General features: G+C 64.3%; 14 protein-coding genes. 9 read left to right on the forward strand and 5 right to left on the reverse strand.

Features of this window, described 5'->3' with window-relative positions; all coding sequences use genetic code 11:
- Positions 1-30: 30 nt before the first annotated feature.
- Positions 31-792, reverse strand: a complete 762-nt coding sequence (locus tag DM480_RS14380) for an SDR family NAD(P)-dependent oxidoreductase (protein ID WP_115380093.1) — start codon at positions 790-792, stop codon at positions 31-33.
- 14 nt (positions 793-806) lie between these two features.
- Positions 807-2,507: a carboxylesterase/lipase family protein gene (locus DM480_RS14385; RefSeq protein ID WP_232834025.1), complete on the reverse strand. Its 1,701-nt coding sequence runs from the start codon at positions 2,505-2,507 to the stop codon at positions 807-809.
- 1,006 nt (positions 2,508-3,513) lie between these two features.
- Here DM480_RS14385 and DM480_RS14390 point away from each other — a divergent pair.
- The 9 genes from DM480_RS14390 to DM480_RS14430 all read left to right on the forward strand — a co-directional run bounded on the left by DM480_RS14390 (position 3,514) and on the right by DM480_RS14430 (position 10,325).
- Complete coding sequence (locus DM480_RS14390) at positions 3,514-4,353, forward strand: acyl-CoA thioester hydrolase/BAAT C-terminal domain-containing protein (protein WP_157968807.1); 840 nt, start codon at positions 3,514-3,516, stop codon at positions 4,351-4,353.
- Complete coding sequence (locus DM480_RS14395; protein WP_115380099.1) at positions 4,350-5,261, forward strand: ABC transporter ATP-binding protein; 912 nt, start codon at positions 4,350-4,352, stop codon at positions 5,259-5,261. The genes DM480_RS14390 and DM480_RS14395 overlap by 4 nt, the downstream gene beginning before the upstream one ends.
- Positions 5,258-6,013 carry an ABC transporter permease gene (locus tag DM480_RS14400; protein ID WP_115380101.1) on the forward strand — a complete coding sequence of 252 codons (756 nt, stop codon included), beginning with the start codon at positions 5,258-5,260 and terminating at the stop codon, positions 6,011-6,013. Before DM480_RS14395 ends, DM480_RS14400 begins: the two co-directional genes overlap by 4 nt.
- Entirely contained in the window at positions 6,010-7,104 is a 1,095-nt protein-coding gene (locus tag DM480_RS14405) for a sensor histidine kinase (protein ID WP_232834026.1), read from the forward strand. The genes DM480_RS14400 and DM480_RS14405 overlap by 4 nt, the downstream gene beginning before the upstream one ends.
- Complete coding sequence (locus tag DM480_RS14410) at positions 7,101-7,712, forward strand: response regulator transcription factor (RefSeq protein WP_115380103.1); 612 nt, start codon at positions 7,101-7,103, stop codon at positions 7,710-7,712. Before DM480_RS14405 ends, DM480_RS14410 begins: the two co-directional genes overlap by 4 nt.
- Positions 7,713-8,058: 346 nt before the next feature.
- Complete coding sequence (locus DM480_RS14415; protein ID WP_125471555.1) at positions 8,059-8,538, forward strand: hypothetical protein; 480 nt, start codon at positions 8,059-8,061, stop codon at positions 8,536-8,538.
- Between the two features lie 78 nt (positions 8,539-8,616).
- On the forward strand, positions 8,617-8,997 hold the full coding sequence (locus tag DM480_RS14420; RefSeq protein WP_115380107.1) for a hypothetical protein: 381 nt from the start codon (positions 8,617-8,619) through the stop codon (positions 8,995-8,997).
- Positions 8,998-9,015: 18 nt separating this feature from the next.
- Positions 9,016-9,753, forward strand: a complete 738-nt coding sequence (locus tag DM480_RS14425) for a C39 family peptidase (protein WP_115380109.1) — start codon at positions 9,016-9,018, stop codon at positions 9,751-9,753.
- Positions 9,750-10,325, forward strand: coding sequence for a hypothetical protein (locus tag DM480_RS14430; RefSeq protein WP_115380111.1), 576 nt, complete (start codon positions 9,750-9,752; stop codon positions 10,323-10,325). Before DM480_RS14425 ends, DM480_RS14430 begins: the two co-directional genes overlap by 4 nt.
- 15 nt (positions 10,326-10,340) lie before the next feature.
- Here the strand turns inward: DM480_RS14430 and DM480_RS14435 are convergent, their stop codons facing one another.
- The 3 genes from DM480_RS14435 to DM480_RS14445 all read right to left on the reverse strand — a co-directional run bounded on the left by DM480_RS14435 (position 10,341) and on the right by DM480_RS14445 (position 12,681).
- Positions 10,341-11,579 (reverse strand): transporter, encoded by a 1,239-nt coding sequence (locus DM480_RS14435; protein ID WP_115380113.1) that lies wholly within the window; start codon positions 11,577-11,579, stop codon positions 10,341-10,343.
- Complete coding sequence (locus tag DM480_RS14440) at positions 11,579-12,202, reverse strand: Crp/Fnr family transcriptional regulator (RefSeq protein WP_115380115.1); 624 nt, start codon at positions 12,200-12,202, stop codon at positions 11,579-11,581. The genes DM480_RS14435 and DM480_RS14440 overlap by 1 nt, the downstream gene beginning before the upstream one ends.
- Positions 12,203-12,321: 119 nt before the next feature.
- Complete coding sequence (locus DM480_RS14445) at positions 12,322-12,681, reverse strand: response regulator transcription factor (RefSeq protein ID WP_310596279.1); 360 nt, start codon at positions 12,679-12,681, stop codon at positions 12,322-12,324.
- Between the last annotated feature and the right edge of the window lie 158 nt (positions 12,682-12,839).

Below are 12,839 nucleotides of genomic sequence, written 5' to 3' on the forward strand. Positions count from 1 at the left end.
GCCGTATCCCGGAAGGATAGCCGGGCGCCATTACCAGCAGGTATATCCGCCGTCCGCCAAAACGATGCTGCCGGTCATGAGGCTGGCCGCGTCCGACGCGAGGAAGTGGACGATCGACGCAACCTCCTCGGGCGTCCCGAGACGGCCTTGGGGCGTGGAGTCGATCCAGCGCCGGTACATCTCCCCGTTCTTGTCGGCGAAGGCGTTGAGCGGCGTGGCGATATAGGTCGGCGCCACGGCGTTGACCCGGACGCCGCGCGAGGCCCATTCCGCGGCGAGGCTCCTGGTCAGCTGATGAACCGCGGCCTTGCTGGCATTGTAGTAGCTCTGGGGCTGCGGCCGGTTGACGATGAAGCCCGACATCGAACCGACATTGACGATGCTTCCCCGTCCCGCCGCCAGCATGTGCCGGCCGAAGGATCGCGCGCACCAGAAGGTGCCGTTGAGGTTGACGTCCAGGACGTTGCGCCAATGCTCGTCTGCCACGTCCTCCGCCGGGGTGTCACTGCGCGCGATGCCGGCGTTGTTGACCAGAATGTCGAACGCTCTGGCGCTGTCGGCGACTTCGGTCACACGCGCACTGTCCGTGACATCGAGAGCAACGCCGTCCACCTGATGGCCCTTCGCCCCGAGCGAAGCCAGCGCCGCCGCGATCGCGTCCGCATCGCGGTCGGCGATTGTCACGCGGGCCCCGGCTTCCGCAAGAGCGTCGGCGCAGCAATAGCCAATTCCCTGCGCGCCGCCGGTGACGAAGGCAGTGCGCCCGTCGAGGCGCAGGCGGTCGAGATACATCGAAAGCTCCGGGTTCAGGGCAGGAAGTCGGCCGCAGGCATGCGCGGCTCGTGGATCGCCTCTCCGGAGGCAAGCCGGTAGACGGTCCTTGTCTGCCGATCGAACGGGGCCCAGGGCAGCGAGCCGTCCCGAGCGAACTGCACCCAGATGGCATGGACGCGGTCGGCGAGTTCCTGAGGAGGCGCGGTCCCGCACAGCCCCTCTCCCCCGGTACATGTCGCAAGGCTGTCGAACACGAAGGGCAGCTCCATGCCGTGGGACGCGCCGAGTCCGCCCTCATAGCGCGGGGAGCGCCAGTCGAACTCATAGACATGGGTCCGTCCCCGATGCTCCTCCGCAAAACGGCGCGCGGGCCAGCGGAAGACGAGGTCGCTCAATGCCTCCATCAACACCTGGCCCGCCTTCTTGCCGGGCGAACGATAGGCTTTCAGGACCGCGCGGGCGCGCGGCTGGGACTTGCGAAGGACGATCCAGGCGAGAATGCCGTTGAGCTTGTCGCGGATACCGCTCGGCACGAAATACAGGTTCATCTCGTCGGCGTTGCTTCCGATCAGAAGATCGACCTCGGCACCCGCACCGCGACGCAACGCTTCCAGCGGCTCGACCGGCAGGACGTCGTCGCCATGTACGGGTATGAACCGGCTGATGCCGAATACCGGCTCGCGCCCGTCCGTCCCCCGAAGGTCCAGCCGGGTGGTGGGCAGCGAAACCGTGTCCACGGCGTCGAGCAGCCTGTCCCCGGGCGGCACGGCGGCGAACCCCGCCCGATCCGGGGTCACGTCCAACAGCTTGGCGAGCTTGCGCACGAGGCGCTCGGCGACGCCGATGTCGCGGGTCATCGCGCCGTGGCCGCTCTGAACGATCGCCCGCCGAAAAAGGCCGATGGCAAGAGGCGAGGCGATAAGATCCGCGATCGCCATCGCCCCGGCGCTCTCGCCGAACACGGTGACGTTGGCCGGATCGCCGCCGAACTTGGCGATCTCGTCCTGCACCCAGCGCAACGCCGCGATCATGTCGCGAAGGCCGAGGTTCGTCGGCACGCCGGGAATGGGCAGGAAGCCATCGACGCCTAGGCGATAGTTGATCGCGACATAGACGATGCCGTCGCGCGCGAAGGTCCGTCCATCTTGCACGGACGCGTCCTTGCTGCCGACCACGAAGCCGCCGCCGTGGATGAAGACCATGACCGGCAGGCCGGCACCGCCGTCCGCAGGGCGAAGCACGTCCAGGGTGAGATATTCGTCGCCCGCTCTCCAGCCGTGGCCGATCAGTGGCGCGGCATCGAGGCCCGGCAGCTTGCGTGTCCGTTGCGGTGCGTTCGGCCCTTCCTCCGTCGCCGCACGGACGTCGTACCACGGCGCCGGGGGCTGCGGCGGCTGGAAACGCCTCTCCCCCATCGGTGCGGCCGCATAGGGAATACCGCGATAGGTTTCCACCGCGCCTTCGATGCGTCCGTGCACTTTGCCGGCTTTGAGGTCGATGGTTTCAGTTAGCGAACGTTTCATACCCGGATGATGATCTGGATCTAAGGATGACAGAAGCAATTTAGATATGCTTGGCGGAATGTTGCTGATGCAGAGCGTGTATCGAAGCAACATCGCTGCGAGTGATCCAGTGCCGCCAGGCATTGTAATTGGAAGGGTGATGGCGCCTCGACCCACGCGGACGTTTGTTGACGAACCGGCGCCGCGGCCGCAGCCGCCCTCCGCGGGCATCAGACCATCCAGGCATCAATGGTTCGTAACGATAGCGAACCGCTTGTCGTCCAAGCCTGCTTTTAACCAGACGAATGCGCTCGATGCCGCGTCCGGCGGGGCCGCCCCAAGCCAAGTGTGAGGCCAGTCCAGTCGCCGATGGCGTTCTCCTTGTGCGTCGCAAAGGACCCAATGTCGGTAGTTCGAGCGCCTTTGAGCGCGATCTGAAACCGGCCATTCGTTAGTCGTTCCCAAGCTTGTTGATCGACAACATCATACAAGCGGGCGATCGGCAAATTAGGTTATGGTCATCCGGGTGGTTGCAGTGTCATCTCCAAACGCTAATCTCTCAGAATGAGCGATAGCGAACCAAACAGCACATCTCTTACGATCGCAATTCAACTTCATCTCAAGGAAGCAGCTCGGCTCAGGAAGCTCGATCCGACCGACAAGCGTATAAAGAAAATCATGTTGAAAGTCTCAGACTTGGCCGTAGCTCGGATGAATCTGAAGGTTGCTTGACCCGGCCATGGGCCTTGGACTGGAAGGGGTACAGGCCGAACCTACTGCCGTGATGCTGGAGCAATACGGGCGGCCGAAAATCTCTGCGATCACGAAAATTCCGACTATGCTCATTCTACTGCTTGGACCCAGAAGCAGACGTATCGAGCTCCTCTGCCGGTACCCGGCTACGGTCATTCGTTAATCGTGCAAGTGGCGGACCCCGCACGCATGTCTCCAGGAGAACCAGCGGCTGAGATCGAAGCGGACGCGCCCGTCGTTTGACATTCTTCGTAGGTGTATAGCCCGATGCCGCCCGGCAAATTGGGTTCGGCCATTCCGACCCATGACATCTGTCACTACGCGGCCCACATCGCATGCCGCATGAAACGAACCTCATCGACGAGGTTGAACGATGCTACTGACCGCCTTCGCACTTGCAGCTGCTCTGCCGCACACTGCGGCTGCCGCCCCTACAACGACAGCGCTGGTAGCTGTCGCCCCGCAACACATTCGCGACGGCGGCATGGTCGGCGATCTCTATCGGCCCGCGCGCGCCGGCCGAGCCCCAGCGATCCTGCTCCTCGGCGGATCGGAGGGCGGCCTTGGCAACGCCGCCGCTGTGCAGGCCGCGGCGCTGGCGGCCCATGGCTATATCGTTTTCCAGCTTTCATATTTCGGCAGCCCCGGCCAGCCTGTCGCCCTGAAGTCCATTGAACTCGAAACCTTCACGCGCGCGCTCGACTGGTTGAAGGCGCAGCCAGGGGTAGCGGGCGATCGCATCGGCATCGTCGGTACGTCCAAAGGCGCCGAGGCAGCGTTGCTCGTTGCCTCGCGCCGAACCGATCTCAAGATCGCGGTACTCGGCGTGCCCTCCAGCGTCGTCTGGCCGGGGATCGACCGGGAAGGACTGGTCACAGAAAGCTCATGGACCGCGGGTGGCAAGGCGGTGCCGTTCACGCCTTACGGGTGGACGGGGGAATGGCACGGCATCCATGCCTTGTACGCCGACGCGCTGGCCGATCCGGCCAAAGCCGCGGCGGGCGCCATCCCGGCCGAGCGTGCGCAGGCCGCCATCGTGATGGTCTGTGGCGAAGCGGACGGGCTGTGGCCGTCCTGCCCAATGGCGCGCGCCGTCGAGACGCGGTTGAAGGCCGCCGGGTATAGGCATCCCGTCATGGTGCTTGCCTATCCCGACGCAGGCCATGCCGCCTTCGGCCCTCCCCCCGACCCTGCATCGCAGGCCGCTGGCATGGCGGCTCCGCTCGGCGGGAGTGCGGCCGGCAACCGCGCCGCTCGGGTCGACGGCTGGCCGAGAGTCCTGGCCGCGCTCGATGCCGCGCTGACGCCGGGGACTGATCGATGAGCGGCGATCTGTCCGATGTCGCGCGGTTGACGGGCGTGTCCAAACAACTCGGCGGACGCAATGTCCTTGCCGACCTGGATCTCGCCGTTCGCGCCGATGAAGTCACCGCACTGCTTGGCCCGAACGGCGCGGGCAAGACGACCTCCGTGTCGCTGCTGACCGGACGCATCGCGCCGGATGCGGGAACGGCGGAGCTTTTCGGGCTCGACCCGCGCCGGCCCGCCGCACGACGCCGCCTAGGCGTTATGCTGCAAAGCGCCGGCCTGCCGGACGTGCTGACGGTCGCCGAGCTGTTGACGCTGCAGTCGGGCTATTACCCTGACCCGCGGCCGCTGGACGAGACGCTGGCGCTTGCAGGGCTCGCCGATCTCGCCGGCCGCCGCTGCGCAGCCCTGTCGGGCGGTCAGGCACGACGCGTTCACTATGCGCTGGCTATCTGCGGCCGCCCCGACCTCCTTGTCCTTGACGAACCTACCGCCGCCATGGATCGCGCATCCGCCCGCATGCTGTGGAGCACCGTGCGCGGCCTCGCCAATATTGGAACGGCTGTACTGCTGACCAGCCACGATCTGGCGGAGGCCGACGCGCTTGCCGATCGGATCGTGGTGATGGACACCGGGCGGATCGTCGCAGACGACACGCCCGCCGCCCTGCGCGCACGCGCCGGAGGATCAGTGATCCGCTGCCGCAGCCGCCTGACCCCGGACCGCGCCGCGTCGGCACCCGCGGTCAGGGATGCCGGCATGGACGGAGCGGACCTGCGCATCGTCACCTCGGATGCCGCCGCCACGGTGCGCGCGCTCCTCGATACCGATGCCGCGCTCGCCGATCTGCGCGTCGCCGATGCGACGCTGGAGGATGCGATCGCCGCCCTGCTTGTCGCCCAGCCGGAAAGGATCGCCGCATGACCGCGCTCGTCGCACCCCCGACCGGCGTGTGGCTGCGCGAAGCGGTCGCCGAACTCAAGCGCACGTCGCGACTGCCGCAGTTTCTCGTGCCGACCGTGCTGACCCCCGCCGCTTTCTACGGACTGTTTACGCTGGCGGTGGCCAAGTCCCCCTCCCCCGAATATGCGCTCGGGACGCTGGCGGGCTATGGCGTGTTCGCGGCAACGGGTCCGGCGCTGTTCGGCTTCGGCGCGGGCGTCGCCATGGAGCGCGAACAGGGCCTGATCGAATTGAAGCGCGTCTCGCCGATGCCGGCTGGCGCCTATGTTGCGGCGAAGCTGGTCGCTGCCGTCGCCACCACTGCGCTGGCGCTGGTGCTGATCGATGCACTGGCGATCGTCGCGGGCGTGCGCTTGTCCGCGGCAACCTGGATCGCGCTGACGCTCCTGCATCTCGGCTCGGCAATCCCGTTCGCGCTGATCGGGTTCGGCATGGGCATGCGCATGAGCGGAAAGGGTGCGGTGGCGATGGCCAATGCCCTGTTCCTCGGCGGATCGGTGCTTGGCGGCCTGTGGATTCCGACCCTCATGCTGCCCGGCTGGATGCGGACGCTGGGGCAGGTCACACCCTCCTACCATCTCGGTCAGCTCGCGCGCGGGATCGTCGGCGTCGACACGCTCGGTTCACCCTTCGCGCATGCAATGGCGGTCGCTGCGATGACCGCCGCGGGAGTTGCATGGGCCTGGTCCGGGTGGCGGCGGAGCCCGGCTTGACCAAACGCGCCGACACCGCCGAGAGTTGGGCGATGCGCACGGCGGAACAACGATGGTGGGACGGGCCGTGGCCATGGCTCGTCTACCTCGTCTTCCTACCCCTTCCCTGGCTATGGAAGTTTCCGGATGCGGCGACACTGTTCGCATCGGCGCTGGCGGTGGCGGCATTCCTTCCCCTTTATGTCGCGGCGCATCGCTGGCAGGGCCCGAAGCTGATCGGTGCCTGCGCCGCGATCACCGCGATCGGCGTCGCCCTTGCCGCCGCGCCGGTCGGGTGGACCGTCTTCCCCATCTACGCCGCGTCAGCAATGGGACATGCCCGTCCACGGTCTGTTGCGATACTCGGCATCGCCGCGATCGCCGTGGCGACGACGCTGACCGGTCTCATGCTGACCCAACCGACCTTATGGTGGCTTCCGGGCACACTCCTGGTCGCCATGACTGGCGGCGCGACCATCTCGCGCGAAGCCTTTTATGAACGCACCCAGGCGTTGCTGGCCACGCAGGAGGAAGTCCGCCGTCTCGCTGGCACGGCCGAACGCGAGCGGATCGCCCGCGATCTGCACGACGTCGTCGGCCGCACGTTGACGCTCGTCGCGCTCAAGGCCGATCTTGCCGGCCGGCTGCTCGATCGGGACACGGATGCGACGCGCGCGGAGGTGGAGGCGATCGCCGCCGCCGCACGCGCGGGCCTTGCCGATGTCCGCGCGGCGCTGGCAGGGCAAGCGGGCGGCGGCCTGGCGCAGGAAGTCTCCGCATCGATCGCCGCGCTGCGCACGGCTGGCGTCCATGGAACGCTGACCGGCGAAGCCGCCGATGTCCCTACCAATGCCGGCGCGGTGTTGGCGATGACGCTGCGGGAGGCCGTCACCAACGTCATCCGCCACGCCAGCGCGCGCCATTGCACGATCCACATCGTCATCGACCCCGCCAACGCCCGCCTCGTCGTCGAGGACGACGGCGTCGGCCTGTCCAGCCCTGAGGGCAACGGGCTCACCGGCATGCGCCAGCGACTGGTCGCTGCCGGCGGAGCTTTGCACCTTTCCTCTGCTCGACACGGCACCCGCCTTCAGGCGAGCGTACCGGCATGACATCCATTCGTATCGTGATCGCAGAGGATCAGACGCTGGTGCTCGGTGCCATCGCCGCGTTGCTGTCGCTGGAGCCGGACTTCACGATCGTCGGCCGCGCGGCCGATGGCGACGCGGCGCTTGCGATGGTGCGAGACCTCGCGCCCGACGTATTACTGACAGACATTGAGATGCCCGGTTTAACCGGCCTCGACCTGGCGCGGCGACTGGCCGACGACCGGTTGCAGACCGCCGTCGTTATCGTGACGACCTTCGCACGGCCTGGCTATCTCACCCGGGCCAAAAGTGCCGGGGTGCGCGGCTATCTGCTGAAGGACGCACCGGTTGACGACCTTGCGGCCGCGATCCGCGCTGTTGCGGGCGGCGGTCGGGTAATCCCCGTCGATCTTGCCGCAGCCGCCGGCGAGATCGGTCGCGATCCGCTCACCGACCGCGAACGCGATACGTTGCGCCTCGCAGAGGAGGGGCTGTCTAATAAGGCCATCGCCGATCGGCTTGGCCTGTCGCCTGGCACGGTCCGCAATTACCTGTCCGATGCGGCAGGAAAGCTCGGAGCGGCGAACCGCATCGAAGCCGGCCGCACGGCTCGGCAGAACGGGTGGCTGTGACCCAAACCCGGTCGTTCAGGCCGCCATCCCGGCTTCCCGACTTCTGCCATTCATTCATATTTTGGATTGGTCTCAATGGCCCACGGGTCTCCCGACGCTAAACGGCGAGATTTGGGACATTTCTGCCGTTCCCAGGTGATGTGTCGAATGGCAAGTCCTGCGAAGTGAGGGTCGACGGCTGAATGACCGACTTTGGGCGTTTTGCCTATTGAGGCGTTCTGCGAGGCGGTTTTTCCCTAGCTAAATCATCAGTAATTCCGTGCGCTAGCGCACGCCTTTGCGATGTCGAAGCGCGTAATTCCTTTGTGCCGCAATGAGCGGACGAGCAAACACAAGGAACCGCGACATGAACAGCAAGCTTCTTCTTGGTGCCGCAGCCACCCTCGCCCTGGGTCTTGGGACCCCCGCCTTGGCGCAAAGCGCCGGCTCGAACGTTAACGGCGGCCGTGGCGACACCTCGGTTCGGACCGAGCAGAACAACATCAACCTGAATGCCTCCCGGACGAGCACGGAGGTGAGCAACGTCACCAAGGTCAGCAATTCGAACCGGTCGATGAACCTGTCCTATGCCGACAACTCTCAACGGAACGGCAACCTGCGCCTGGTCGCTGATCAGAGCCTCAATCAGAGCATCAGCAACCGGGGCGCGGTGAACTTCAACGGTCGCAGCAGCGATTATTCCAGCGGCAGCAACACCGTCAACGGTTCGGCGTTCGCGGCGTTCTCCGGCATCCTGAACCAGGGATGGAACACGGGCATCAACAGCAACGCAGCCAGTGCGACCAACATCGCCGCGCAGGGCTCGACGACCTTCTCGACCCGCTGAACGTTTCTCCCTGCCTGTCCCGGACGGCTCCCCCCCCCCCCGTCCGGGACTTTCTTCTTTCTGCCGATGGAGGTAGCCATGCTCTCGCTGATCGGAACGTTGCGCCGCAGCATTCTGCTTGCCGCGGCCTGCGGGCTTGCGACCCCGGTCCTGGCTCAAACCGCTACCGCGCCTAGCGATGGCCGCCCGGACATGATCCGCGCGCAACCTGTGCCCAAAGCACTCGATGACTCGGACATGGCGACGACGCGTGGCGGCCAAGTCGTGGTGATCGGAAACCAGTCGCTGACCAGCACGATTTCCGGCAGCACGATCAACGGCAATTACGCTGCAGGTGCGATTACCTTTTCCGACAATGCGCTGTCCAACTTCAACGGCCTGGGCAATGTCGTCGTCAACACCGGCGCGCAGGCGAACCTGCAGAGCGCGATGAACCTGACGATCAACCTGGGCAAATAGCGCCGAAGGGACGTTGCCATGCAAACCCGCCCGCTCGCGACCGCGCTGGCCTTGGCCACGCTCGTGGCAAGGCCCGCGTCGGCACAGATGCTGGTTGACCAGCCGGGCCGAGCGCCCGGCTTTGGCGTCACCGTGAGAAGCTGGTCGGACATCCCGTTTCGTACGATCGTACGCCAACGGTTCGATTTCAGCTGCGGATCGGCCGCGATCGCGACCCTGTTGACCTATCAATACGATATGCCGACCGATGAAACGACGCCGTTCAAGGCGATGTTCGAACAAGGCGACCAGGCAAAAATCCGCAAATTCGGTTTCTCGCTTCTCGACATGAAGCGGTATCTGCAGACCCGTGGCCTTCCCGCGGAAGGCTATAGCCTCGACATCGATGACATGCGCGCGCTCGGCCGCCCGCTCATCGCCTTGGTGACGATCGGCGGTTATGCGCATTTCGTCGTGGTCAAGGGCGTGCGATCCGGCCATGTCCTGATCGGCGATCCCGCGCGCGGATTGATGTCCGTTCCCGACGCCGACTTCAAGAAGATCTGGGGTGGGCTTGCGCTGATCGTGATGAAGCCGCCCACCAATGTCACGACGGGTTTCAATCTGGCGCGCGACTGGGATCCATGGTCGCCGTCGCCGATCCGGACGTTTCAGGGCGAGCGGACGATCACCAGCATCACCGATAACTTGCCGCCGATCTACCAGATCGAAACGTCGATCCTGCCGTACATAATTCCTGTCGGAGGTATCAAATGATCCGCCATCTGCGCCGCGTCGCGATCGTGACCATGCCGCTGTACGTAATGGGTCTGTGTGCGCTACCGGCCACGGCTGTGGCAGGGGCGATGCCGCGACCGATCGTTCCGCTAAGCGATACGCAACTCGATGCGGCGCGGGGCGGGTTTTCGTGGGGCGGTATGTCGATCAGCTTTGGCGCCGACACGCAAACCTTTCTCAACGGACAGCTTGCCCTTCAGACCGTCGTACGATGGTCGGATACCGGGGCGTCGACGGTGACCACGTCGGGCGGGGGCGTGACGCCTGCCACATTGGCGCAACTCCAATCGCAAATGGGGCGCGGCTTGAATATTCCGGCGTCCGTCGCGGGTAACCAGGTCTTCCTGGCCAATGCTGGCCAAACCGCACTGATCCAGGGCGCTAATCAGGGTCTTCAGAACATCCTGTTGAACAGTGCGGCCGGTCTGAACGCATCACAAGTAACGAACGCCACGCTGTCGATCGGCAATTATGCTTCGTTCGCGTCGGCATTGCATTCGCAGGCATTGGGCAATGCACTGAGCGCCCAGATCGTCGGCATCGGTCGCTGACCCATTGTCCGTGCGTCAGAACGTGAACGGTATCCGCACGGTGATCGAATCGTTGGGCGCATCCTGCGTGACGCCGAACTGAAACGCCAGATTTACCGACGATCGTGCACTCAGCCGATAGGACAGGCCAAAGTCAAGCGCTCCGACCGTGGATGACGTGGACCTCTGCCGGCTGCCGTTCAGTTCCGTGGATGTCGGAAATATGTAGCTGTGGCTGTATCCCAGCGAAAAGGAAAAGCGCGGATTGATGGAAAATCCGAACCCGACATTGGCGGATGCGGTGCCCCCCGGCGTCACCCTTCCGATCAGCGTACCGCCGACGGTGCGGTTAATATTCCGCGGAATCTGATACAGGTACGATACACCGGCGTAGATCACCACGGGATCGGATGGCAGCAACATCGTCAGGCCGGGCTGAACGCCCCAGAAACCGGAACCTGTCGCCAGGCCCTGCGCAATGCCGAACTCGTCATAGGTGATCGAAAACGGACTGACGCCGGTATTGCTCTTCACGCGCAGGCCCGCGACGAAGATTGGCTCGTCCGGCTTGGTCGGCGCATTGAGTTGATAGCGCAGCGCGCCTTCGATATCGCCGATGGCATGTCGGCTGAGGTCGAAACCTTCTGTCACCGTACCATTGCGAACCTGCGCCAGATGGATGCTGTCGTTACGGAACAGCGCCGGTATGGTGATCTCGCCTTCCAGGCGGCTGCTGAAACCGTGCCAGATCGTCAGGGCATCAATGACCGCGTTGCGATCGGCCGTTGACGCCTGGATCGATCCGATCTGCAACCCCGGTACGAGTTCGATGCCGGCGAAGACCAGGCGATCGTTCTGCGAGCGAATATAGGTGAGCGACGACTGGATCGTCGTGCGGCCCGCTGGGGTCAGCACGCCTTGTCCTTGTGGCACCGCTTGCGTTCGTTCGGCAATATTCGCTTTCGGCGCCCCGAGCGACGCTCCGACGGTCTGTTGCTGCGCACTCGGTGCCGGCTCTCCCATCGCGCGTTCCGAATCGAGCAACGCAAAGGGCAACGGGCGCGCCTTGAGGTTGCGTATCTCGATTTGATCGGCGGCAATCTGCTGCTGCTGTGCATCGATCTGCGCCTGCTGGGCCGCGACCCGCGCCGCAAGCGCATCGAGCTGCTTTTGCATGTCCTGCTCTGCGGGCAATTCGGCGGCTAACGCGATCACCGGCATGAAGACGAAGGTCGCCGCCAAAAGGCTCGCGATCCGCTTTGCTCGCTGCGCCATCAGTGCACCATGCCCGGCAAGGCATCGATCGATGCAAGGTGGGGCAACTGACCGCCCTGATCCGCCACCGCTTGCAGAGCGATGCGATCGAACGACAGTATCCGGGACGGCCCGGCGTCTATCAAGCCGCAACGCTTGAAATCGGATAAGATGCGGCTGACCGTATGAACCGTCAGTCCCAAGTGATCGCCGATATCCGATCGGGCTATCGGCAAGGCGAATGACGTTCCGAACCCGCGGTCGATGAGGTCGACCAGAAAGGCCGCAAGGCGGGCATGCGCATGGTGTCGGGAACGCATGGCCAGCACCGCCATCGCGCGGGACAGCGCAGCAGACAACATCTGCGCTTCGTCGATCGCGACCGCGTCGTCGCCATTGGACCATTCATGGGTCCATGTCGTCGTCACCGCTTCGACGACCATGGACGGCTGCGGCTGCGCGAGTCCGACAACTTCGCCTGCGAAGGCGAACCCGGCGACGACGCGTTGCCCGTCCGGCAGGTAGAGGCAAAGCCGTGCCAAGCCTCCATCGACGACCAGCGGCGTTGCCGCGCCGGCGTCTCGCGAACAGATCACGCTGTCTTTCAGATGGAGACGCGGACGATTTGTCCTGACGATATGCATCCCAGCCTCACTGCTATTTCAAGGTTGTCGTCGATTCCACGACCTTGAAATCATCATGCGGCGAAGTGTCCGGGCCGGGCTATCGCGTCTCCTACTCAGTAATATTGCCCAGACAGGATTTACAGTGTCGAATAAAGCAAGGGGTGCACATCTTGCTGCGTCGCAAGGGGCATGAAACGTATCGGCGTTGCCATCAATCCCAAGGTAAGGGCACATGTCACCATATGCGCGCGATTTCGCGCCCGGACCTTCAACCTGATGTTTTCTATATGGCGCTCGACTGTCCGGGGAGCAATGCAGATGCGCTTTGCGATTTCCTTTGCGGAGTATCCATCCGATACCAGTGTCAGAACTTGCGTTTCCCGTTGAGTCAACACGACGGCCTGGTTTTCTACGTTTGCCATTTCATGCTCTCCTGTTTTTATGAGTATGGCGTGTGAGCGTCGGAAGGTGGATGGGCGCAAATTCGAGAAGCGCATCCTTTCTCAATGCCGGTCAAAGACGGTGAACGCGGCGTTTCCTGCGCCAATCCGGCTTCTGGTTCTATTCCGTATTTTTCCGTAGGTTGTCCCACAATGAATGTTTCGGGGAGTTTGGGGGGGGGCGCATGGTTCATGGAGCGGCACTGGGTAATCTT

Origin of the sequence: Sphingomonas sp. FARSPH (assembly GCF_003355005.1) — a bacterium.
Classification (GTDB): domain Bacteria; phylum Pseudomonadota; class Alphaproteobacteria; order Sphingomonadales; family Sphingomonadaceae; genus Sphingomonas.

What these genes read in the sequence shown, in the direction of transcription:
- DM480_RS14380 (WP_115380093.1), bottom strand. Translation starts at nt 792, where the DNA reads ATGTATCTCGACCGCCTGCGCCTCGACGGGCGCACTGCCTTCGTCACC.
- DM480_RS14385 (WP_232834025.1), bottom strand. Translation starts at nt 2,507, where the DNA reads ATGCCCGCGGAGGGCGGCTGCGGCCGCGGCGCCGGTTCGTCAACAAAC.
- DM480_RS14390 (WP_157968807.1), top strand. Translation starts at nt 3,514, where the DNA reads ATGGTCGGCGATCTCTATCGGCCCGCGCGCGCCGGCCGAGCCCCAGCG.
- DM480_RS14395 (WP_115380099.1), top strand. Translation starts at nt 4,350, where the DNA reads ATGAGCGGCGATCTGTCCGATGTCGCGCGGTTGACGGGCGTGTCCAAA.
- DM480_RS14400 (WP_115380101.1), top strand. Translation starts at nt 5,258, where the DNA reads ATGACCGCGCTCGTCGCACCCCCGACCGGCGTGTGGCTGCGCGAAGCG.
- DM480_RS14410 (WP_115380103.1), top strand. Translation starts at nt 7,101, where the DNA reads ATGACATCCATTCGTATCGTGATCGCAGAGGATCAGACGCTGGTGCTC.
- DM480_RS14415 (WP_125471555.1), top strand. Translation starts at nt 8,059, where the DNA reads ATGAACAGCAAGCTTCTTCTTGGTGCCGCAGCCACCCTCGCCCTGGGT.
- DM480_RS14420 (WP_115380107.1), top strand. Translation starts at nt 8,617, where the DNA reads ATGCTCTCGCTGATCGGAACGTTGCGCCGCAGCATTCTGCTTGCCGCG.
- DM480_RS14425 (WP_115380109.1), top strand. Translation starts at nt 9,016, where the DNA reads ATGCAAACCCGCCCGCTCGCGACCGCGCTGGCCTTGGCCACGCTCGTG.
- DM480_RS14430 (WP_115380111.1), top strand. Translation starts at nt 9,750, where the DNA reads ATGATCCGCCATCTGCGCCGCGTCGCGATCGTGACCATGCCGCTGTAC.
- DM480_RS14435 (WP_115380113.1), bottom strand. Translation starts at nt 11,579, where the DNA reads ATGGCGCAGCGAGCAAAGCGGATCGCGAGCCTTTTGGCGGCGACCTTC.
- DM480_RS14440 (WP_115380115.1), bottom strand. Translation starts at nt 12,202, where the DNA reads ATGCATATCGTCAGGACAAATCGTCCGCGTCTCCATCTGAAAGACAGC.
- DM480_RS14445 (WP_310596279.1), bottom strand. Translation starts at nt 12,681, where the DNA reads ATGCGCTTCTCGAATTTGCGCCCATCCACCTTCCGACGCTCACACGCC.